Here is an 18227-nt window from a genome sequence, read left to right on the forward strand (position 1 = left end):
CACCATGAAGAAAATCGGACTCTTGTTGACGGCCATCCTGCTCAGCCCGCTCGCCATGGCGCAAACCGCCCCGGCGACCCCCAAGGCGCAGGCTCCCCAGACCTGGTATGTGGCCCCCATCGTCATCGACGAGACCAGCGAAGCCCAGAAGGCCCTGACCAAGGAGTTCACGGCCCAGATGATCAAGACCATCAAGATCAACGAGTACCAGACCGGCAAGGCGGTGGGCAAAACCAAATCGCCCAAGTGGCTGATCCGCACCAAGCTGATGCCCGCAAGCCAAGAGCCCCTGGTCGGCAAGAAGCACCCGCAGGGCCTCACCTATGGCAAGGGCATCCCCACCCAGGAGATCGTCGGCGAGCTCATCATGAACGGCACCCTGGTGGCCCACATCGGTCAGGGCTGGCGCGAACCCATCGTGCCGGGCACACCGGTGGCGGAGAAGATCTCCATCGCCAACTACCAGTACGCCATCGGCAACGAGGCCAAGGCGCCGGATCTGGAAGAGCTGGCGGCGCAGATCGGTTTCGAGGCGGGCAAGGTGATTGCCAGAGACGGCAAGCCCCTGCCCGAGAAGAAAAAGAAAAAAGAGTAAACGGCTCACCCGTTTCCAGTCAGGGGCCTCGCGCCCCTTTCTGTTGCCCGCCCCGTTGCAGACCCCCTCTCCCGAATGTGAAGCGGATCCCGCTTCTTTCCTCTGCTGTCCCTGGGTCAGTAGGCAATCATCATGTAATTCAAACAGTTAAAAATCACCCTTCTTATGCAGCAATTCCGTGGCCCCGAATTGGATCGGGATCACGTTTCTCCCCGGCAGTAAGGGGTACTTTGGTCTTGCAGGCACAATCAAACGACAACAAGGAGGCTTCATTACATGTTTCCGGAGTACAGAGATCTCATCTCGAAACTGAAGAGCAGTGATGTCCATTTCCAGAAGAAGTTTGACTTGCACAACGACCTGGATGCGGAGATCAGAAAGCTGGAGAAACACCACGCCAGCGACTACAGCTCCGAGGTGAAGGATCTGAAAAAACAGAAACTTAAACTGAAAGAGGAGATATACGACATCCTCAAACAACATCCACACTAGACGCCTCGACGAATACCTGGATAAGCAACTTATCCTGCCAGCCCGGCCCGACGCCGGGCTTTTTGTTGGCCGCCCCAAGGCGCGGCAACGGCCACTTCCCTTGGCACCGGAAAACGAAGCGGGCCAGTGGCCCGCTTCGTTTTATGCAGAGTTAACCCAACCATCACACCGGCGGATGGAAATGGCTGGCCTCACGGGTGGCCATCTCCTCGTAGGTGGCCCACTTCTGCCACGCCACTTGTTGCGCCACCTGCATCAGCCGCTCGGCCTCCTGTGGATGGCTCTGGGCCAGCACCCTATAACGGGTCTCCTGCTGCCGATATTCGGCAAGGGGGATGGAGGGGCGCAGGCTGTCGAGGCTGAAGGGGTTCTGCCCGGCGCTGCGCAGTACCGGGTTGTAGCGCATCAGCGGCCAGTGGCCCGAATCGACCGCACGCTTCTGTTGGGCCAATCCCTGCTCCATGTCGATGCCGTGGGCGATGCAGTGGCTGTAGGCGATGATAAGCGACGGGCCCGGATAGGCTTCCGCTTCCCGCAAGGCCTGCAGCGCCTGCTGCGGGTTGGCACCAAAGGCGATGCGGGCAACATAGACGTTGCCGTAGGAGATGGCCTGCAACGCCACATCCTTCTTGGCCAGCGTCTTGCCTCCCGCCGCGAACTTGGCGACGGCCCCGAGCGGGGTCGATTTCGACATCTGGCCGCCAGTGTTGGAGTACACCTCGGTATCCATCACCAGCACGTTCACATCGCGGCCGGAGGCGAGCACGTGATCGAGCCCCGCCGAGCCGATGTCATAGGCCCAGCCATCGCCGCCGATGATCCAGACCGAGCGGCGCACCAGCTGATCGATAAGCGAGAGCAGCTCGCGAGCCTTGCCGGATTTCACCTCCTCCAGCCGCTCGCGCACTTGCGCCACCCGGGTACGCTGGGCGCGGATCTCCGACTCCAGCCGCTGCGGGGCGCTGACAAGTGTCTCCACCAGCTCGACCCCGATCTCCCCCTTCATCGCCTGCAAGGCTGCCACCGCCTGACCGTGATGCTGATCGGCGGTGAGACGGAAGCCAAAGCCAAACTCGGCGTTGTCCTCAAACAATGAGTTCGACCAGGCCGGCCCCTTCCCTTCACCGTTCTTGGCCCAGGGGGTGGTCGGCAGGTTGCCGCCGTAGATGGAGGAGCAACCGGTGGCGTTGGCCACCAGCATGCGATCCCCAAACAGCTGGGTCAGCAGCTTGAGGTACGGGGTCTCGCCACAGCCGGCGCAGGCGCCGGAGAACTCGAACAGGGGTTCGAGGAACTGGGCACCGCGCACCGTGGAGAAATCCACCCGCTCGCGAGCAGGCCACGGCAGGCTCTCGAACCAGCGCAGCGCCTGCTTCTGACCAGCCAGATGCGGCGCCTTGTCCATCATGGCGATGGCGCGCTCGCCCTCGTGTTCCTCATCAGCCCCGGCCCGCACCGGACAGGCCTGCACGCACTGGCCACAGCCGGTGCAATCCTCCGGATAGAGCTGCAGGGTGTAGCGGCTGTCGGGGAAGCCCCTGGCGGTAACGGGCACCGACTGCGCCGCCTCGGGGGCGCTCGCCAGCCAGTCCTGATGGTAGAACTTGGCCCGCAGCGCCCCATGGGGGCAAACAAAGACGCAGTTGCCGCACTGGATGCAGATATCGGAGTGCCAAATGGGGATCTCGCGGGCGATATCCCGCTTCTCGAAGCGGCTGGTGGCGGTGGGGTAAGTGCCATCCACCGGCAGCATGGAGACCGGGATGCGATCGCCGCGCCCCGCCAGCATCGGGCCTGTGACCCGCTGGACAAATTCGCTGCCACCCGGTGCCAGCGGCAGCGGATAGTCGCTGATCTGCTCCTCACCGGCCGGGATGGCCACCTGATGGAGATGGGCCAAGGTGTCATCCACCGCCGCGAAGTTGCGCTCGACCACTTCGGGCCCCTTGCGGGCATAACTCTTCTCGATGCTCTCCTTGATAAGGGCGATCGCCTCGTCCCGCGGCAAGATTCCGGCCAGGGCAAAGAAGCAGGTCTGCATGATGGTGTTGATGCGATTGCCCATGCCGTTACGCTCGGCCACCCGATCGCCGTCGATGCAATAGAGGCGGATATCGAGGGCACGGATGCGGGCACGCAGCCGCTCGGGCAGTTCGGCCCAGACACGGTCAGGCTCATAGGGAGCATTGAGCAGCAGGGTCGCCCCTTCCGCTGCGTGCTCCAGCAAGTCCACCGATTCGACAAACCCCCACTGGTGGCAACCGATAAAGCTCGCCTGCTCGATAAGCCAGGGGGCGTCGATGGGCTCGGGGCCAAAGCGCAGGTGGGAGACGGTGCGCGAGCCCGACTTCTTGGAGTCGTAGACGAAGTAGCCCTGAGCGTGGAAGCCCTCCAGCTCGCCGATGATCTTGATGCTGTTCTTGTTGGCGCCCACAGTGCCGTCGGCACCGAGGCCGAAGAAGAGCGCCCGTACCCGACTGGCGGGCTCCAGATCGCCTATGGGGTGCCATGCCAGACTGAGGCCCGACACATCATCGACAATCCCCACGGTAAAGCGCGGGCGCGGCGCATCGGATGCCAGCTCCTCGAAGACAGCCGCGCACATGGCGGGGGTGAACTCCTTAGAAGAGAGGCCGTAGCGACCACCGCTCAGCCAGGGCAGCCGCTTGATAAGGCCGCGCTGCAAGCCATCGATGAGCGCGCTCTGCACATCCAGCAGCAGCGGCTCGCCGCCTGCCCCCGGCTCCTTGGTGCGATCCAGCACCGCCATGCGGCGAACGCTCGCGGGCAGGGCATCGAGCAGCGCCTGCACCGGGAAGGGGCGATAGAGGCGCACCACCAAGACCCCGGTCTTGCGATCCTGCCGGTTGAGCCAATCCACCGTCGTGCGGGCGGTGGCCGCCCCCGAGCCCATCAGCACGATGACGTCGGTGGCATCCGGGGCGCCGTGGTACTCCACCAGCCGGTAGTGACGGCCGGTCAGCTCGCCGAGGCTCTCCATGCACTGCTGCACCCGCGCCGGCACCGCCTCGTAGAAGGGATTGACGCTCTCGCGGGACTGGAAATAGGTGTCCGGGTTCTGGGCGGTGCCACGCATCACCGGATGATCCGGGTTGAGCGCCCGCGCACGGTGGGCGCGCACCCAGTCGTTGTCGATAAGGGCCCGGATCTCATCCCGATGCAGGGCGACTATCTTGTTCACCTCGTGGGAGGTGCGAAAGCCGTCGAAGAAGTGGATAAAGGGCACCCGGCATTGCAGGGTGACGCTGTGGGCGACCAAAGCCAGGTCCTGCGCCTCCTGCACCGAGCCGGAGGCGAGCATGGCAAAGCCGGTGCTGCGCGCCGCCATCACGTCCTGATGGTCGCCAAAAATCGAGAGCCCCTGCGCCGCCAAGGATCGGGCCGCCACATGGAACACCGCCGAGGTCAATTCGCCTGCGATCTTGTACATGTTGGGCAGCATCAGCATCAGCCCCTGACTGGCGGTGAAGGTGGTGGCGAGCGCCCCCGCCTGCAGGGCGCCGTGCACCGTGCCAGCCGCTCCCCCTTCGCTCTGCATCTCCACCACGGTGGGGATGTTGCCCCAGAGGTTGGTCTGCCCTTCTGCCGCCCAGGCGTCGGCCAGTTCGGCCATGGTCGAGCTCGGGGTGATGGGATAGATGGCACACACTTCGCTCAGCTGGTACGCCACCCGGGCCGCGGCTTCGTTGCCGTCAACCATGATCAGTTCATGTTTCATTGGGACTCCTCCGGTTGGCGAAGCTCGATGGCGTGGCAGGGGCACTGGTCGTGGCAGGCACCGCAGCCAGTGCAGCGCTCGGCATCCACCTGATACCCCAGACCCGGCCCCAGCTTGGCGATGGCCTGCTCGGGGCAGCTGCCGTAGCAGCCGTCGCACTCGAAGCAGTTGCCGCAGGAGTAGCAGCGCGCCGCCTCGTAGCGGGCGGCCACCTCATCCAGCCCGCCGATGATCTCGCCAAAGTCGTCCCGCGCCGAAGGCGGTTTGACCGGCTGGCTGCTGGCCGGCGCCTGGGTCTGGAACCAGAGCTGCAACTGCTCCGGCCCCACCAGCGGCTTCCCTGCCTGCAAATGGGAGAGCGGCTTGTGATAGAGGCGACCACGCAGCCAGGCATCCATGTGGCGCGCCGCCTTCTTGCCGTGGCCGGTGGCGATGGTGACGGTGCGCTCGGAGGGCACCATGTCGCCACCGGCAAACAGACCCGGCACGTCCGTCATCAGGTTCTCGCCAACCTGTACCACTCCCTCCTTGTTGACCCGCACGCCGGGGATGCTCTCCAGCACGCTCAAATCAACTTCCTGACCGAGCGCCAGAATAAGGGAGTCCGCTTCGAGGGTTTCAAACTTGCCGGTGGGCACCGGCTTGCCCTCGGCATCCAGCGCCATCACCTCCACCTCGATATTGGTGCTGTCGAGCTGGCGGATGGTGCGCAGCCAGTTGATCTTGATCCCCTCCTCCTCGGCCTCATCGGCTTCGAAGGCGTGGGCCGGCATATGATCGCGGTCGCGGCGGTAGATGATCATCGCCTCTTCCACACCGAGGCGACGGGCGGTACGGGCCGCGTCCATGGCGGTGTTGCCGCCGCCGTAGATGGCTACCCGCCGTCCCAATTTGGGCGGCGGCAAGCCTTTCTCTTCGGCCAGACTGGCCTGTTCGAGAAAACTCACCGCATCGAGGATCTTGCCTGCCTCCCGGGCCGGAATGTCGACCCGCTTGGCCAGATGGGCGCCGATGGCCATGAAGACGGCGTCAAAGCCCCCCTCGTCGCGCTCGCACAGCACATCCTCCACCTTGTGGTTGAGAGTCAGGGTCACCCCGGCCGCCACGATGCGGGCCACCTCCCGATCCAGCACGTCGCGGGGCAGGCGGTAGGCGGGAATGCCGAAGCGCAGCATGCCGCCGGCCAGCGGCCCCGCTTCGCGGATCTCCACCTGATGGCCGAGCCGATTGAGGTGCCAGGCGCAGGCGAGGCCGGAGGGACCGGCACCGATCACCAGCACCTTCTTGCCGCTGGCGGGTGCGGGGGGCGCAGGCTGCCAGCCCCGGGCCAGCGCCTCGTCGCCGAGGAAACGCTCGATGGCATGGATAGAGACGGACTCATCCACCTGACCACGGTTGCAGGCGCTCTCGCAGGGGTGATAGCAGACCCGCCCGTGGACTGCAGGCAGGGGATTTTCTTCGATCAATCGTTGCCAGGCCGCCTCAAATCGACCGGCCTGCGCCAAAGAGAGCCAGGCCTGGATATTTTCTCCGGCCGGGCAGGCGTGATTGCAGGGTGGCAGGGCCGGCCGCCAGACGGGCAGCCGAGTGCGGACCGGGCCTGTTCCCGTTTTCTGGGAGAGATCCGGCTGTGGGGTCATATCCAGTTGTTTGCTCATACATTGCTTTCTTCTTTTTGTGTGACAGGCCCCATCCGAATGCGCTTGATACCGTTTTGCCTGGGCAGACGGTGGCCGGAGAGGGAAGAAGCGAAAGCGTCAGAAACTGGAAGCTGGCCCGATGATGGGCCGTTTTTTGTACGACATGGTGGATCAGGATCAAAAAATGTTGCGCTTTATGGGTCGCCCCCCTTCACAACCGGATCCCCGTCACACCCCGCAGCCATTCGGGCCTGTCGCCCGAGCCCCCTCGCCGCCCTCGACATGGGCAGCAGGAGAAGATTGCCGCCCGGGACAGGAATCGTTATCTTCCCCTCTTCACAGGAATCGCCACAGCACAAGGACCAGGACATGCCGACCCTCGCCAGCATACATCTCTACCCCATCAAATCGACGGCAGACATGCCGCTGGAGCGCGCCCAGGTGACCCAGGAGGGACTTGCCGGGGATCGCCGCTACATGGTGGTCAAACCGGATGGCACCTTTATCACCGCCCGCACCCATCCCCAGTTGCAGCAGGTGGTGGCCACCCCCGTCGAGGGGGGGCTGCAACTGCGCTATCCGGGTCTGCCCCCCCTTGCTCTCATGGAGGCGGCGTTCAGTCGCGCCCCTCAGCACACCGGTGTCTGGGGGGATCGCTTTACCGCCCTGCACACCGGGCCCGAAGCCGATGAGTGGCTGAGCCGGGTGGCGAGGGAGCCGGTGCGCCTGCTCTGGCTCGGGGAGGCATCCGATCGTTTTCGGGAGAAGACCGGCACCCGGGTGAGCTTTGCAGACGGCTACCCCTTGCTGCTCATCAGCCAGGCTTCCCTTGAGGATCTCAACCTGAGATCCGATGCCTTGCACCAGATGAGCCAGTTTCGTACCAACCTGGTGGCGAGCGGCACCCGCCCCTTCGAGGAGGATGGCTGGAAGCGGATCCGCATCGGCGAGGTGGAGTTTCGGGTGGACAAGCCGTGCAGCCGCTGCATCATGACCACGGTGGAGGCCGGCACGGAGCGCTTCAATGCCCTGAAAGAGCCGCTGGCCACCCTCACCCGCTACCGCCGTGGCGAAGATGGTGAGGTCTATTTCGGCCAGAATCTGGTGGCCCTGAACGAGGGGTGGATTGAAGCGGGCAGCGAGATCGAGGTGCTGGAGCGGGCCCGGGCGCCGGTCTACCCCAACGCGGCCCCGAAAAAGCGGGAGCTGGTGTGCGTCGCCCGGGAACCCCTGGCCCGGGATCTGGAAACCTTCTGGTTCGAGGCCGCCGACGGCGAGCCCCTGCCCGACTACCTGCCTGGCCAGCACCTGCCCATCAGCCTCGATATCAAAAACACACGGGTTCAACGCCGCTACACCCTGAGCTCCACGCCGGAGCGGCCCGAGCGTTACAGCATCAGCGTCAAGAAGCTGGCCGATGGCCGCCTCTCCCCCTGGCTGCACCATGAGCTGCGCGTGGGCGATCACCTGCTGGCCGCGCCCCCGGCCGGCGAGTTTCACCTAGGGTCCGAGCGCAGGCTGCTGCTGCTCTCGGCGGGATCCGGTGTCACCCCCATGCTCTCCATTGCCCGCACTCTGGCACTACGGGGGGAGCTCGATGATGTCCACTTCATGCACCTGTGCCGCAGCGAGGCAGACATTCCTGCCGCCAGCGAGCTGCACGCCATGGCGCAGCAGGGAATGACCCTCACCCTGATCCTGAGCCAGCCTGACAAACACTGGCAGGGGCTCAAGGGACGACTCGGCGATGAGCACCTCGCACAGGTCAAGCAGCTCACCGAACGGGAGGTGTTTATCTGCGGCCCTCACGGCTTCATGGCCGATGCAGCCAACCGGCTGACCGCCCTCGGCGTACCGGCCGGGCGCATCCGCCAGGAGAGCTTTGGCGGGGCCCTGCTCTCGGTGGCCCGCCCCCATCAGGCGGTGCAACTGCGTATCGGCGAGCGGGAGTTTGCGGGCAACAACCAGGGCACCGTGCTGGATCAGGCCAACAAGCAGGGGGTAGAGCTGCCCTGGAGCTGCCGTGCCGGCATCTGCGGCAGTTGCAAGCAGACCCTGGTCTCGGGCGAGGTAGATCACCCCGATGCCCCCGCCATCAGCGCCGCCGAGCGGGCCGAGGGCAAGATCCTCGCCTGCTGCGCCGTGCCCCTGACGGATCTGGTGATCAAATAGGGTGATCGGGGGGCAAAAACCCGTCCCCGGAATGCAAAACGGCTGCCCGAGGGCAGCCGTTTTCTTTAGATGACTGGCTATCAGCCACGCAGGGCTGCGATGCGCTGCTCGATGGGCGGGTGACTCATGAACAGCTCGCTCATGGAGCGCTTTCCGTTGATGCCGAACGCCATCATGGAACCCTCCATCTGCGGCTCGGCACCGCGGGCGAGACGCTGGAGCGCGGCGATCATCTTGTCGCGGCCGGCCAGCTTGGCGGCACCGGCATCGGCGCGGAACTCACGCTGACGGCTGAACCACATGACGATGATGGAGGCGAGCACGCCAAACACCATCTCCAGCACGAACACGGTGATCATGTAGGCAAAACCGCCAGTGCTGCTGCTCTCTTCCTCGTTGTTGGAGCTGAAGAAGTTGCTGATAACGCCAGCCACGATGCGGGCGAAGAACATCACGAAGGTGTTCACCACCCCCTGGATCAGGGTCAGGGTCACCATGTCGCCGTTGGCCACGTGGCTCACCTCGTGGGCCAGCACCGCTTCCGCCTCATCGCGGCTCATGCTGTAGAGCAGGCCGGAGGAGACGGCCACCAGCGAGTCATCGCGGCGGGCACCGGTAGCAAACGCGTTCATCTCGGGAGAGTCGTAGATCCCCACTTCCGGCATCTTGATGCCAGCCTCACGGGCCTGACGGGCCACAGTGCTCACCAGCCAGTGCTCGGTCTCGTTGCGGGGCTGCTCGATGACCTGGACGCCATAGCTGCGCTTGGCCATCCACTTGGACATCAGCAAGGAGATAAAGGAACCCCCAAAACCGAACACGGCACAGAACACCAACAGACCGGAAATGCTGGACTTGTTGATCCCCAGAACCGAGAACAGGATATTGAGTACCACCCCCAGCACCAGCATGACGGCCAGGTTGGTCACCAGGAATAGCATAATTCGCTTCATATTGACTCCTTGTGAGATATGGATGCATGGTTCGGCGCGCCCCAGGGGCGACCGATGCCACACTTGCCCCAGATAATAGACAGACTCGATGAATGTTTGCTGAATGTCTGGCCTCAGAGCAAGGGCGACACATCGAGACAGTGGTGCAAATCCACCTCATTCACCGCGTCCACGAAGGGGAGCTCCCCCAGAAATGGGGCCGGCAACATGGCTTTCAAGGTGTCCAGGTTCTCCTCGTAGCGGCTCATGTGCGGATCCACCCGGTTGATGACCCAGCCCGCCAGGGTCAACCCCTGCTGGCGAATGGCGCTGACGGTGAGCAGGGCATGGTTGAGGCAGCCCAGCCTGGCCCCCACCACCAGGATCACCGGCAGCCGCTCCTGGGCGACCCACTCCGAGAGCAGACGCTGATGATCCAGCGGCAGGAACCAGCCCCCCGCCCCTTCGACGATCACGAGTTCGGCCCCAGCTCCCTCAATCTCCCGCAAGCCGGCGGACAGCCCCTCGAAGGGGATGCTCGCCCCCCGCTCACGGGCGGCGATATGGGGGGCGATGGGCGGCTCGAAGGCATAGGGATTGACCTGCTCGTAGGGCAGCGCAACCGTGGCCGCCCGCTGCAACAGCAAGGCATCCAGATTGCGAAGCCCCTCCGGGGTGCGGGTGCAGCCCGCCGACACCGGTTTGTACCCGGCGCAGCGAATGCCTCTGGCGGCAAGCGCCAGCAACAGGGTGCGGGCCACCAGGGTTTTGCCCACGTCGGTGTCCGTGCCCGTGATGAAATAGGATGTCCCCATGATGATTCCTCGATGCAGTGCAGGGGCGCAGAGGCGCCCCGATATCCATGGTGAAAGGCAGGCGCGCGTCCTGCCGCTGAAGGGGTGGGTGCGCCGGGTCTTTTTGTGTCAGCGCCGCACCAGGCGCCCGAGGCAGACCTCGTAGCTGGCGGCCAGCAGGCCGTCCGGTTGACGGTGGCGCTCGTAGGCCTCCCCCAGTCGCACCAGGCGCTGGCGATGACCCAGGCCCGCAGACCGCTCGTCGTTGACCTGGCTCGCGCCTATCCCCTTGAGGTCGCGCAGCAGTCCGCTGAGCGCCGGGTAGGCGAGGGACCAGGTCAGCGGGCAGAGTGCCGGGGCCTCGAAGCCCCCGTCACGGGCCGCCTGCTGCAACTGGGGCAACGTCAGGAAGCGATTGACATGGTCACGACCATCCACGGCCCGCCAGGCCTCCCGCAGTTGCCACAGTGACCCCGAAAGCAGGGTCGAGAAGAAGACCTGTCCACCGGGTTTGAGCACCCGGTTGAGCTCGGCAAAGGCCTGGGCCGGCCGCTCGCACCACTGCAGGGCCAGGCTGGAGAAAACCCAGTCCAGGCTCTGGTCGGCAAAGGGCAGCCCCTCCGCATCGCCGCACACCAGGCGGGCTCCGCTGCCGCGAAGGGCCGCCTGGGCCAGCATGCCGGGAGCGAGATCCAGCCCGGTCAGCGTCTCGCAGCGCGGCGCCAGGGCAGGCAGGAAGAAACCGGTGCCGCAGCCCAGATCCAGCCCGGCCCCTGAGCGCACCTCTTTCACGCCCCCCTCGTCCATGCGCGCCAGCAGCATTTGCCCCACCTCCTGCTGGAAGCGGGCGTGGGCGTCGTAGTGGCGGGCCGCCGCCCCGAAGCGGCGGGCGAGCTGCGCCTTGTCCACCGACTGGAAACGCTCATGCACCATGGGCGCCCCCTCTCTCGTCAGTGGATGGGCGGGATCCCAGGGCCTCGAGCAGGCGATCCACGTCATCTTCGCCATGGGCGGCGCACAGGGTGATGCGAAGGCGCGCCGTGCCGACCGGCACCGTGGGCGGGCGGATGGCGCCGGACCAGACACCGCACTCCCGCAGCCGCTCGGCCAGTTGCAGGGCAGCGAGGCTCTCCCCCACCAGCAGCGGCTGGATGGGGGTATCGCTTGCCCCAAGCCGCCAGCCGAGCGCCTGCGCCCCCTGCCGGAACCGGGCGACAATGCGAGCCAGGTGGGCACGGGCCTCGTCGGCTACGCGTACCAGCTCGATGCTCTGGCGCACGGCGCACGCCTGGGCGGGGGGCATATGGGTGCTGTAGACATAGTGGCGGGCAAAATTGACCAGGTACTCCACCAGCTCGCGACTGCCACCCACAAAGGCGCCGGCCACCCCGAGCGCCTTGCCGAAGGTCCCCATCTGGATGTGCACGCTGGCAGGAGCAACCCCCTGGGCCGCCAGGGTGCCGCGCCCCTCGGCACCCAGCACGCCGAGGCCGTGGGCATCGTCAATCATCAGCCAGTTGCCGCTTCGGGATGCGAGTGTGGCCAGCTCAGCCCAGGGGGCCTGATCCCCGTCCATGCTGAAGACCCCTTCCGAGACGATCAGGCCCCGGTTTGGCTCAAGCAGCCGCTCAAGGGCCGCCATGTCGTTGTGGCCGAAGCGCTTCATCTTGCAGGGGAGCTGGCTCCCCATCTCCTGCAAGGAGGCGTGGTTGAGCCTGTCCTGCCACAGCAGGTGATCCTTGCCGAGCAGCGCCTTGAGCACCGCCTGATTGGCGGAGAAGCCGCAGTTGAACAGCAGCACCGCCTCCACGCCGAGCCAGTCGGCAAGCGTCTCTTCCAGCTGCTGGTGAGCGCGACTGTAACCGGTCACCAGGGGCGAGGCGCCTGCCCCTGCGCCATATTGCGCCACCCCCGCCGTGAAGGCGGCCTTGATGGCGGGGTGACCCGCAAGGCCCAGGTAGTCGTTGCCAGAGACGTTGAGGTAATCACGCCCCCCGACCCGGATCCGCCCACCGCTCGCCACATCCACCGGGGTGCGTCGGCGCAGCAGGGTGGCCTGTTCACGCTCGGCCAGCGCCTCCCCCAGGGCAAAGGGGCCGGTAACAACGGGCGTCATCATGGACGAAGGACATCTGCGCGGGAACGGGTGGCATCGTAGAAGAGTTCGCTCGGCTCGCTCTGGCGGTTCACCTCGGCCAGCAGCTCCTCCTCTTGAACCTGATCCGGCTTCTGGGCCCGCTGGGCGGGGCGAATGCCAAGGCGCTTGAAGAGCTGCATGTCGCTGTTCTCGTCCGGATTGGGGGTGGTCAGCAGCTTGCAGCCGTAGAAGATGGAGTTGGCCCCGGCCATAAAGCACATGGCCTGCATCTGCTCGTTCATCTTCTCCCGCCCGGCGGAGAGGCGCACGTGGGAGGCCGGCATCATGATGCGCGCCACGGCGATGGTGCGGATAAATTCGAACGGGTCCAGGTTCTCCTGGTTCTCCAGGGGCGTCCCCTTCACCTTGACCAGCATGTTGATGGGCACGCTCTCCGGGTGGCGCGGCAGATTGGCGAGCGCCATCAGGAGGCCCGCACGGTCTTTCGCCTGCTCCCCCATGCCGACGATGCCGCCGGAGCAGACCTTCATGCCGGCGCCGCGCACATGCTCCAGGGTGTCGAGCCTGTCCTGATAGGTGCGGGTGGTGATGATGTCGCCGTAGAACTCCGGCGAGGTGTCGAGGTTGTGGTTGTAGTAATCGAGCCCCGCAGCCCCAAGACGCGCCGCCTGATCGGCGGTCAGCATCCCCAGCGTCATGCAGGTCTCCATGCCGAGCCCGCGCACCTCTTCAATCATGCGCAGGATGTAGGGCATGTCCTTCTCTTTCGGGTTGCGCCAGGCCGCCCCCATGCAGAATCGGGACGAGCCGTTGGCCTTGGCCTCCCGGGCCCGCTCCAGCACTTTTTCCACCTCCATCAGCCGCTCGGTCTCGAGCCCGGTGTGGTAGCGAGCGCTCTGGGGACAATATTTGCAATCTTCCGGGCAGGCCCCGGTCTTGATGGAGAGCAGGGTGCTTACCTGCACCTCGTTCGGGTCGAAATGGGCGCGGTGCACCGTCTGGGCCTGGAACAGCAGATCGTTGAATGGCAGGGCAAAGAGATCCTGAACCTCGGACAGGGTCCAGTCGTGACGAAGGGTGTGGGCACCCGCGGTGAGAGCATTCATACATGGCTTCCGGTTGTTATTGGTGGGATCCTGCGCCGCGCTCAAGAGAGCGTTCGCCGCAAGACCCGCCAGCTGGACAGCGCGATGCCAGGGCGTTCGCGAAGCCAAGTGGCTGAAATTGTTGGCTAGTGTAGAGAGCACGCGTAGACTGTCAACACCGACCAGATCAAATTAATTGACAACAGAACACAAAATGACCAATCAAGAATTCGACCTGCACCACGTCTGGCACCCCTATACCTCCCTCACCCATCCCCTGCCCTGCTATGAAGTGGCCAGCGCCAAAGGGGTAACCCTCACCCTGACGGACGGGCGCGAGCTGGTGGATGGCATGAGCTCCTGGTGGGCCTGCGTTCACGGCTATCAGGTGCCGGAACTGGACGCAGCCGCCACCGCCCAGCTCGGCAAGATGTCCCACGTGATGTTTGGCGGCCTGACCCATGCCCCGGCGGTCGAGCTCTGCCGCAAACTGGTGGAGATCACCCCGAAGGGGCTGGATCGGGTCTTTCTGGCAGATTCCGGCTCGGTGGCGGTGGAGGTGGCCCTCAAGATGGCCCAGCAGTACTGGCATGCCAAAGGGACGCCCCGCGCCAAATTCGTTGCCCTTCGGGGCGGCTATCACGGCGACACCTTCGGCGCCATGAGCGTGTGCGATCCCGATGGCGGCATGCACGAGCTCTACCAGGGCTTCCTGCCCGAACACCATTTCGTCGAAGCGCCAAGCTGCCGTTTCCACGCCCAGTGGGACGAGCAGAGCGTGGTGGAGCTGGCCACCCTGGTGGCGGATCATCACGAGGAAATTGCCGCCATCGTGCTAGAACCCATCGTCCAGGGGGCGGGCGGCATGCGCTTCTACCACCCCCGCTACCTGCAGTGGGTGCGCGCCCTGTGCGACGAGTTCGGCGTGCTGCTCATAGCAGATGAAATCGCCACCGGCTTTGGCCGCACAGGCCAGCTCTTTGCCTGCGACTGGGCGGGGATCAGCCCCGACATCATGTGCCTGGGCAAGGCGCTCACCGGTGGCTATCTGACGCTGTCGGCCACGCTCACGACCGAGCATGTGGCTCGCACCGTGTGTGACGGCAAGGCGGGCGTCTTCATGCACGGCCCTACCTTCATGGGCAACCCGCTCGCCTGCGCGGTGGCCAACGCCTCCATCGAGTTGCTGCTCGCCTCCCCGTGGCAGGCGCGGGTGCAAGCCATCGAACACCAACTCAAAACCGAACTGGTGGAGCTGACCCTGCACCCAGCGGTGGCGGATGTGCGGGTGCTCGGCGCCATCGGGGTGGTGGAGATGAAGGAGCGGGTGGACGTGGCGCGCATCCAGCGCAAGTTCGTGGAGCTGGGCGCCTGGATCCGTCCCTTTGGCAAGCTCATCTACCTGATGCCCCCCTTCGTCATCACCCCTGAAGAGCTGCGGGTATTGACCGGCGCCATCCACGAGGCCATCACCAGCGGCGAATATTGAGTCCGGCTGAACGGGCCCTGCATGAGAACGCAGGGCCTTTTGGCGCTTTTTCATCAGAATGTGAGCAAGACACCAAAACCCGTCCGGCGAGGAGAGTAGACTGCGCGGGTTTTACCCAACAGATGTACCAGTCCCATGCGCCTCTCCATTGCTGCCAAGATCAACTTCTTCCTGCTCTTCATCTTCTCCATGGTGTTGGTGTTTTCTGCGGCCTATCAGGCGGTGCGCGAGCGTGACCTCATCCTGACCCTCATCAAGGAACAGAGCCGCGAGCAGACCGAGGCCTACTTCGATGGCCTCAACATGCTGATGCTGACTGGCAAGATGGACGCCCGCGACACCCTGCGCGCCAAGTTTCTCGATCACGCCCACGTGGAAGATGCCCGCATCGTGCGCGGGGCGGCGGTCAACAAGCAGTACGGGCCGGGCCGTGACGTCGAGGCCCCGAAGGACAGGTTTGATGCCCTGGCGCTGGCGGGCAAGGGGAGCCTGGAGGTAGAACATGACGGCATGCACAGCCGGCTGGTGGTGACCCGCCCGCTGCTGGCCAGAAAGGATTTTCGCGGTACCGACTGCACCAGCTGCCACCAGGTGCCGGAAAACACCGTGCTGGGAGCGGTGCGTTTTGACTACTCCCTCGACACCCTGTTTACCCGGGTGGAGCAGAACATCCTCACCTCGGCCCTGAGTCTCACCCTCATCTTCGGGCTGGGACTCCTGCTCACCCTCTGGGTCATCCGCACCTGGATAGTCCGCCCCCTCAACCAGCTGACCCGCTCCATGGAGGAGGCCACCGATCGCAACGACTTCGGCCACAGGCTGGAGGGGGATGAAGGGGACGAGATTGGCCGGGTGGCGCTCGCCTACAACCAGATGCTCGACAGCGTGGAGCGCCAGATAGGCAAGCGCCCCGCCTCTCAGGGGCTGGATGACGGCGACCGCCCTCAGCCCCGGTAGTAAAGCAGCAGGCAGGCCACCAGGATCAGCAGCAGGATGAAGAGATTGACGTGGCGGGCATCTTCCTGCCGACGGCTGCGGCCACGGGCCAGCACCAGCACCACCAGGGTCAGCAGGCAGCAACCCCAGAGCCCACGCTCCAGCCAGGGGGTAAGCAGGGGGTCCCAGCTCTGGCGCACCTTGACGCCCCCATAGACCAGAAAGCCGTAAGCCACCTCTGGCCGGGCGAAGTGATAGAGGGAGAGCAGGGCGACAAAGCCGCCCCAGCAGAGGATCACCAGCCCCTGCAACACCCGTATCCAGCCATCCGGCCCCCGCCTGCGCTCCTTCACCCTCACCCCCGTCCAGCCGCCATGATCCATGCACGATGCATGGGGAAATCCCCGCAAGGGTCCGACATTTTTGCTTGTTTATCAAACCTGCGCGGGTAAGATGAACGGCTTAGTCTGCCATGGTGGGCCAACTGCGCCCGGGCCAGACCCCTAGTGTTGCAAATAGCGCTGCAAGAACAAGCTGGAGACAATATTTCGATGACGCACGCATCCGTAGTTGATGTGCTGGCCGGTAAGTATTCGGTCGGCACCACCCTGACTGTGAAAGGGTGGATCCGGACCCGCCGCGATTCCAAGGCGGGGATCTCATTTTTGGCCGTTTCCGATGGCTCCTGCTTCCATCCGGTGCAGGCCGTCGCCCCCAATACCCTGGCCAATTACGAGAATGAAGTGCAACGTCTGACCACAGCTTGCTCCGTCGAAGTGACCGGCACCGTGGTCGAGTCCCAGGGCAGCGGCCAGGCGTTCGAACTGCAGGCCACCGAGGTCAAGGTGGTGGGCTGGGTCGAAGATCCGGACACCTACCCCATGTCTGCCAAGCGCCACAGCATCGAGTACCTGCGCGAGCAGGGCCACCTGCGTGCCCGCACCAACATCGTCGGTGCCGTGACCCGGGTGCGCAACTGCCTCTCCCAGGCCATTCACCGCTTCTTCCACGAACAGGGCTACCTCTGGATCGCGGCGCCCCTCATCACCGCCTCCGACACTGAAGGGGCCGGCGAGATGTTCCGCGTCTCCACCCTGGACATGGAAAACCTGCCGCGCACCCCCGAAGGCAAGGTGGACTACGACAAGGACTTCTTCGGCAAGGAGACCTTCCTGACCGTGTCCGGCCAGCTGAACGTCGAAACCTACGCCTGCGCCCTGTCCAAGGTCTACACCTTCGGCCCGACCTTCCGCGCCGAAAACTCCAACACCAGCCGCCACCTGGCCGAGTTCTGGATGGTGGAGCCGGAAGTGGCCTTCGCCGATCTGGAAGACAACGCCGCCCTGGCCGAAGCCATGCTGAAGTACGTCTTCAACGCCGTGCTGACCGAGCGCCGCGACGATCTGGAGTTCTTCGCCCAGCACGTGGACAAGGACGCCATCGGCCGTCTGGAGCGCTTCGTCGCCTCCGACTTCGCCCAGATTGACTACACCGACGCCATCGACGTGCTGCAAAACTGCGGCAAGAGCTTCGAGTTCCCGGTCTCCTGGGGCATCGATCTCTCCTCCGAGCACGAGCGCTACCTGGCCGAGGAGCACTTCAAGTCCCCGGTGGTGGTGAAGAACTACCCGAAGGACATCAAGGCCTTCTACATGCGCCTCAACGACGACGGCAAGACCGTTGCCGCCATGGACGTACTGGCCCCGGGGATCGGCGAGATCATCGGCGGCTCCCAGCGTGAAGAGCGTCTCGAGGTGCTGGATGCCCGTCTGGCCGAGATGGGTCTGAACAAGGAAGACTACTGGTGGTACCGCGATCTGCGTCGCTACGGCACCGTGCCCCACTCCGGCTTCGGTCTGGGCTTCGAACGCCTGGTGGTCTACGTGACCGGCATGGGCAACGTGCGCGACGTGATCCCCTTCCCCCGTACTCCCCGCACCGCAGAGTTCTAAGGCGACCCGCCCACTCGCACCGTGCAAAAGCCGACCCCCCGGGGTCGGCTTTTTTATGCCTGCCTCGCTCTTCCCGCCCCCGTTATTCCCGCCTTTTGCATTCCAAACCCTGTGCGCTCCCCCATCTTTCCCGCCATTTATCTGGTGTGCGCCAGGAAGCGGTCCCCTGTTCAAGGGCTGAACCGTAGTTTTTATGCACTTAAATCGGAAAAAAGCCGGTTGTTGAAGCAACGCAATTTTTTACCCCTTTAGGGGTGACAAAATATCCATTAACCCTTCAGGGGTAATTGATGACAGCGGATC

The 18227-nt window shown here is 64.6% G+C and carries 14 protein-coding genes; 6 read left to right on the plus strand and 8 right to left on the minus strand.

The features are described from left to right. Nucleotides 1-4 precede the first annotated feature (4 nt). Both C2U30_RS06525 and C2U30_RS06530 read left to right on the plus strand, forming a co-directional pair. Nucleotides 5-595 (plus strand): hypothetical protein, encoded by a 591-nt coding sequence (locus tag C2U30_RS06525; protein ID WP_039039859.1) that lies wholly within the window; start codon nucleotides 5-7, stop codon nucleotides 593-595. A gap of 276 nt (nucleotides 596-871) precedes the next feature. Further along, nucleotides 872-1087: a YdcH family protein gene (locus C2U30_RS06530; RefSeq protein ID WP_005313020.1), complete on the plus strand. Its 216-nt coding sequence runs from the start codon at nucleotides 872-874 to the stop codon at nucleotides 1085-1087. Between the two features lie 163 nt (nucleotides 1088-1250). On the opposite strand, the gene nifJ is transcribed toward C2U30_RS06530, so the two are convergent. Next, a complete protein-coding gene (nifJ, locus tag C2U30_RS06535; RefSeq protein WP_103243450.1) occupies nucleotides 1251-4826 on the minus strand; it encodes a pyruvate:ferredoxin (flavodoxin) oxidoreductase in 3576 nt (1191 codons plus the stop codon). Then, nucleotides 4823-6484 carry an NAD(P)-binding protein gene (locus C2U30_RS06540; protein WP_103243451.1) on the minus strand — a complete coding sequence of 554 codons (1662 nt, stop codon included), beginning with the start codon at nucleotides 6482-6484 and terminating at the stop codon, nucleotides 4823-4825. The genes nifJ and C2U30_RS06540 overlap by 4 nt, the downstream gene beginning before the upstream one ends. A 351-nt stretch (nucleotides 6485-6835) precedes the next feature. Here C2U30_RS06540 and C2U30_RS06545 point away from each other — a divergent pair, with 351 nt between their 5' ends. Continuing rightward, nucleotides 6836-8638, plus strand: a complete 1803-nt coding sequence (locus C2U30_RS06545) for a hybrid-cluster NAD(P)-dependent oxidoreductase (protein WP_103243452.1) — start codon at nucleotides 6836-6838, stop codon at nucleotides 8636-8638. Between the two features lie 80 nt (nucleotides 8639-8718). On the opposite strand, the gene htpX is transcribed toward C2U30_RS06545, so the two are convergent. The 5 genes from htpX to bioB all read right to left on the minus strand — a co-directional run bounded on the left by htpX (nucleotide 8719) and on the right by bioB (nucleotide 13568). Further along, complete coding sequence (htpX, locus tag C2U30_RS06550; RefSeq protein ID WP_010674070.1) at nucleotides 8719-9591, minus strand: protease HtpX; 873 nt, start codon at nucleotides 9589-9591, stop codon at nucleotides 8719-8721. A 113-nt stretch (nucleotides 9592-9704) separates the two neighbouring features. After that, entirely contained in the window at nucleotides 9705-10385 is a 681-nt protein-coding gene (bioD, locus tag C2U30_RS06555; RefSeq protein WP_103243453.1) for a dethiobiotin synthase, read from the minus strand. Between the two features lie 108 nt (nucleotides 10386-10493). Next, nucleotides 10494-11297 (minus strand): malonyl-ACP O-methyltransferase BioC, encoded by an 804-nt coding sequence (bioC, locus tag C2U30_RS06560; protein ID WP_103243454.1) that lies wholly within the window; start codon nucleotides 11295-11297, stop codon nucleotides 10494-10496. Beyond that, complete coding sequence (bioF, locus tag C2U30_RS06565) at nucleotides 11287-12483, minus strand: 8-amino-7-oxononanoate synthase (protein ID WP_103243455.1); 1197 nt, start codon at nucleotides 12481-12483, stop codon at nucleotides 11287-11289. Before bioF ends, bioC begins: the two co-directional genes overlap by 11 nt. Further along, nucleotides 12480-13568, minus strand: coding sequence for a biotin synthase BioB (bioB, locus tag C2U30_RS06570; RefSeq protein WP_042016348.1), 1089 nt, complete (start codon nucleotides 13566-13568; stop codon nucleotides 12480-12482). The genes bioF and bioB overlap by 4 nt, the downstream gene beginning before the upstream one ends. 193 nt (nucleotides 13569-13761) lie before the next feature. Between bioB and bioA the strand changes: the two genes are divergently transcribed. Then, nucleotides 13762-15036, plus strand: a complete 1275-nt coding sequence (bioA, locus tag C2U30_RS06575) for an adenosylmethionine--8-amino-7-oxononanoate transaminase (protein WP_042882496.1) — start codon at nucleotides 13762-13764, stop codon at nucleotides 15034-15036. Between the two features lie 135 nt (nucleotides 15037-15171). Continuing rightward, the gene (locus C2U30_RS06580; RefSeq protein ID WP_041212690.1) at nucleotides 15172-15993 is read left to right on the plus strand and encodes a HAMP domain-containing protein; all 822 of its coding nucleotides are present in this window, start codon (nucleotides 15172-15174) and stop codon (nucleotides 15991-15993) included. Here C2U30_RS06580 and C2U30_RS06585 read toward each other — a convergent pair. Then, nucleotides 15981-16283, minus strand: coding sequence for a hypothetical protein (locus C2U30_RS06585; protein WP_010674063.1), 303 nt, complete (start codon nucleotides 16281-16283; stop codon nucleotides 15981-15983). The two genes, C2U30_RS06580 and C2U30_RS06585, sit on opposite strands and share 13 nt — an antisense overlap. Before the next feature lie 240 nt (nucleotides 16284-16523). Here C2U30_RS06585 and asnS point away from each other — a divergent pair, with 240 nt between their 5' ends. Beyond that, a complete protein-coding gene (gene asnS / locus C2U30_RS06590; protein WP_039039869.1) occupies nucleotides 16524-17924 on the plus strand; it encodes an asparagine--tRNA ligase in 1401 nt (466 codons plus the stop codon). Nucleotides 17925-18227 lie beyond the last annotated feature (303 nt).

The organism is Aeromonas sp. ASNIH5 (assembly GCF_002902865.1).
Taxonomy (GTDB): domain Bacteria; phylum Pseudomonadota; class Gammaproteobacteria; order Enterobacterales; family Aeromonadaceae; genus Aeromonas; species Aeromonas caviae.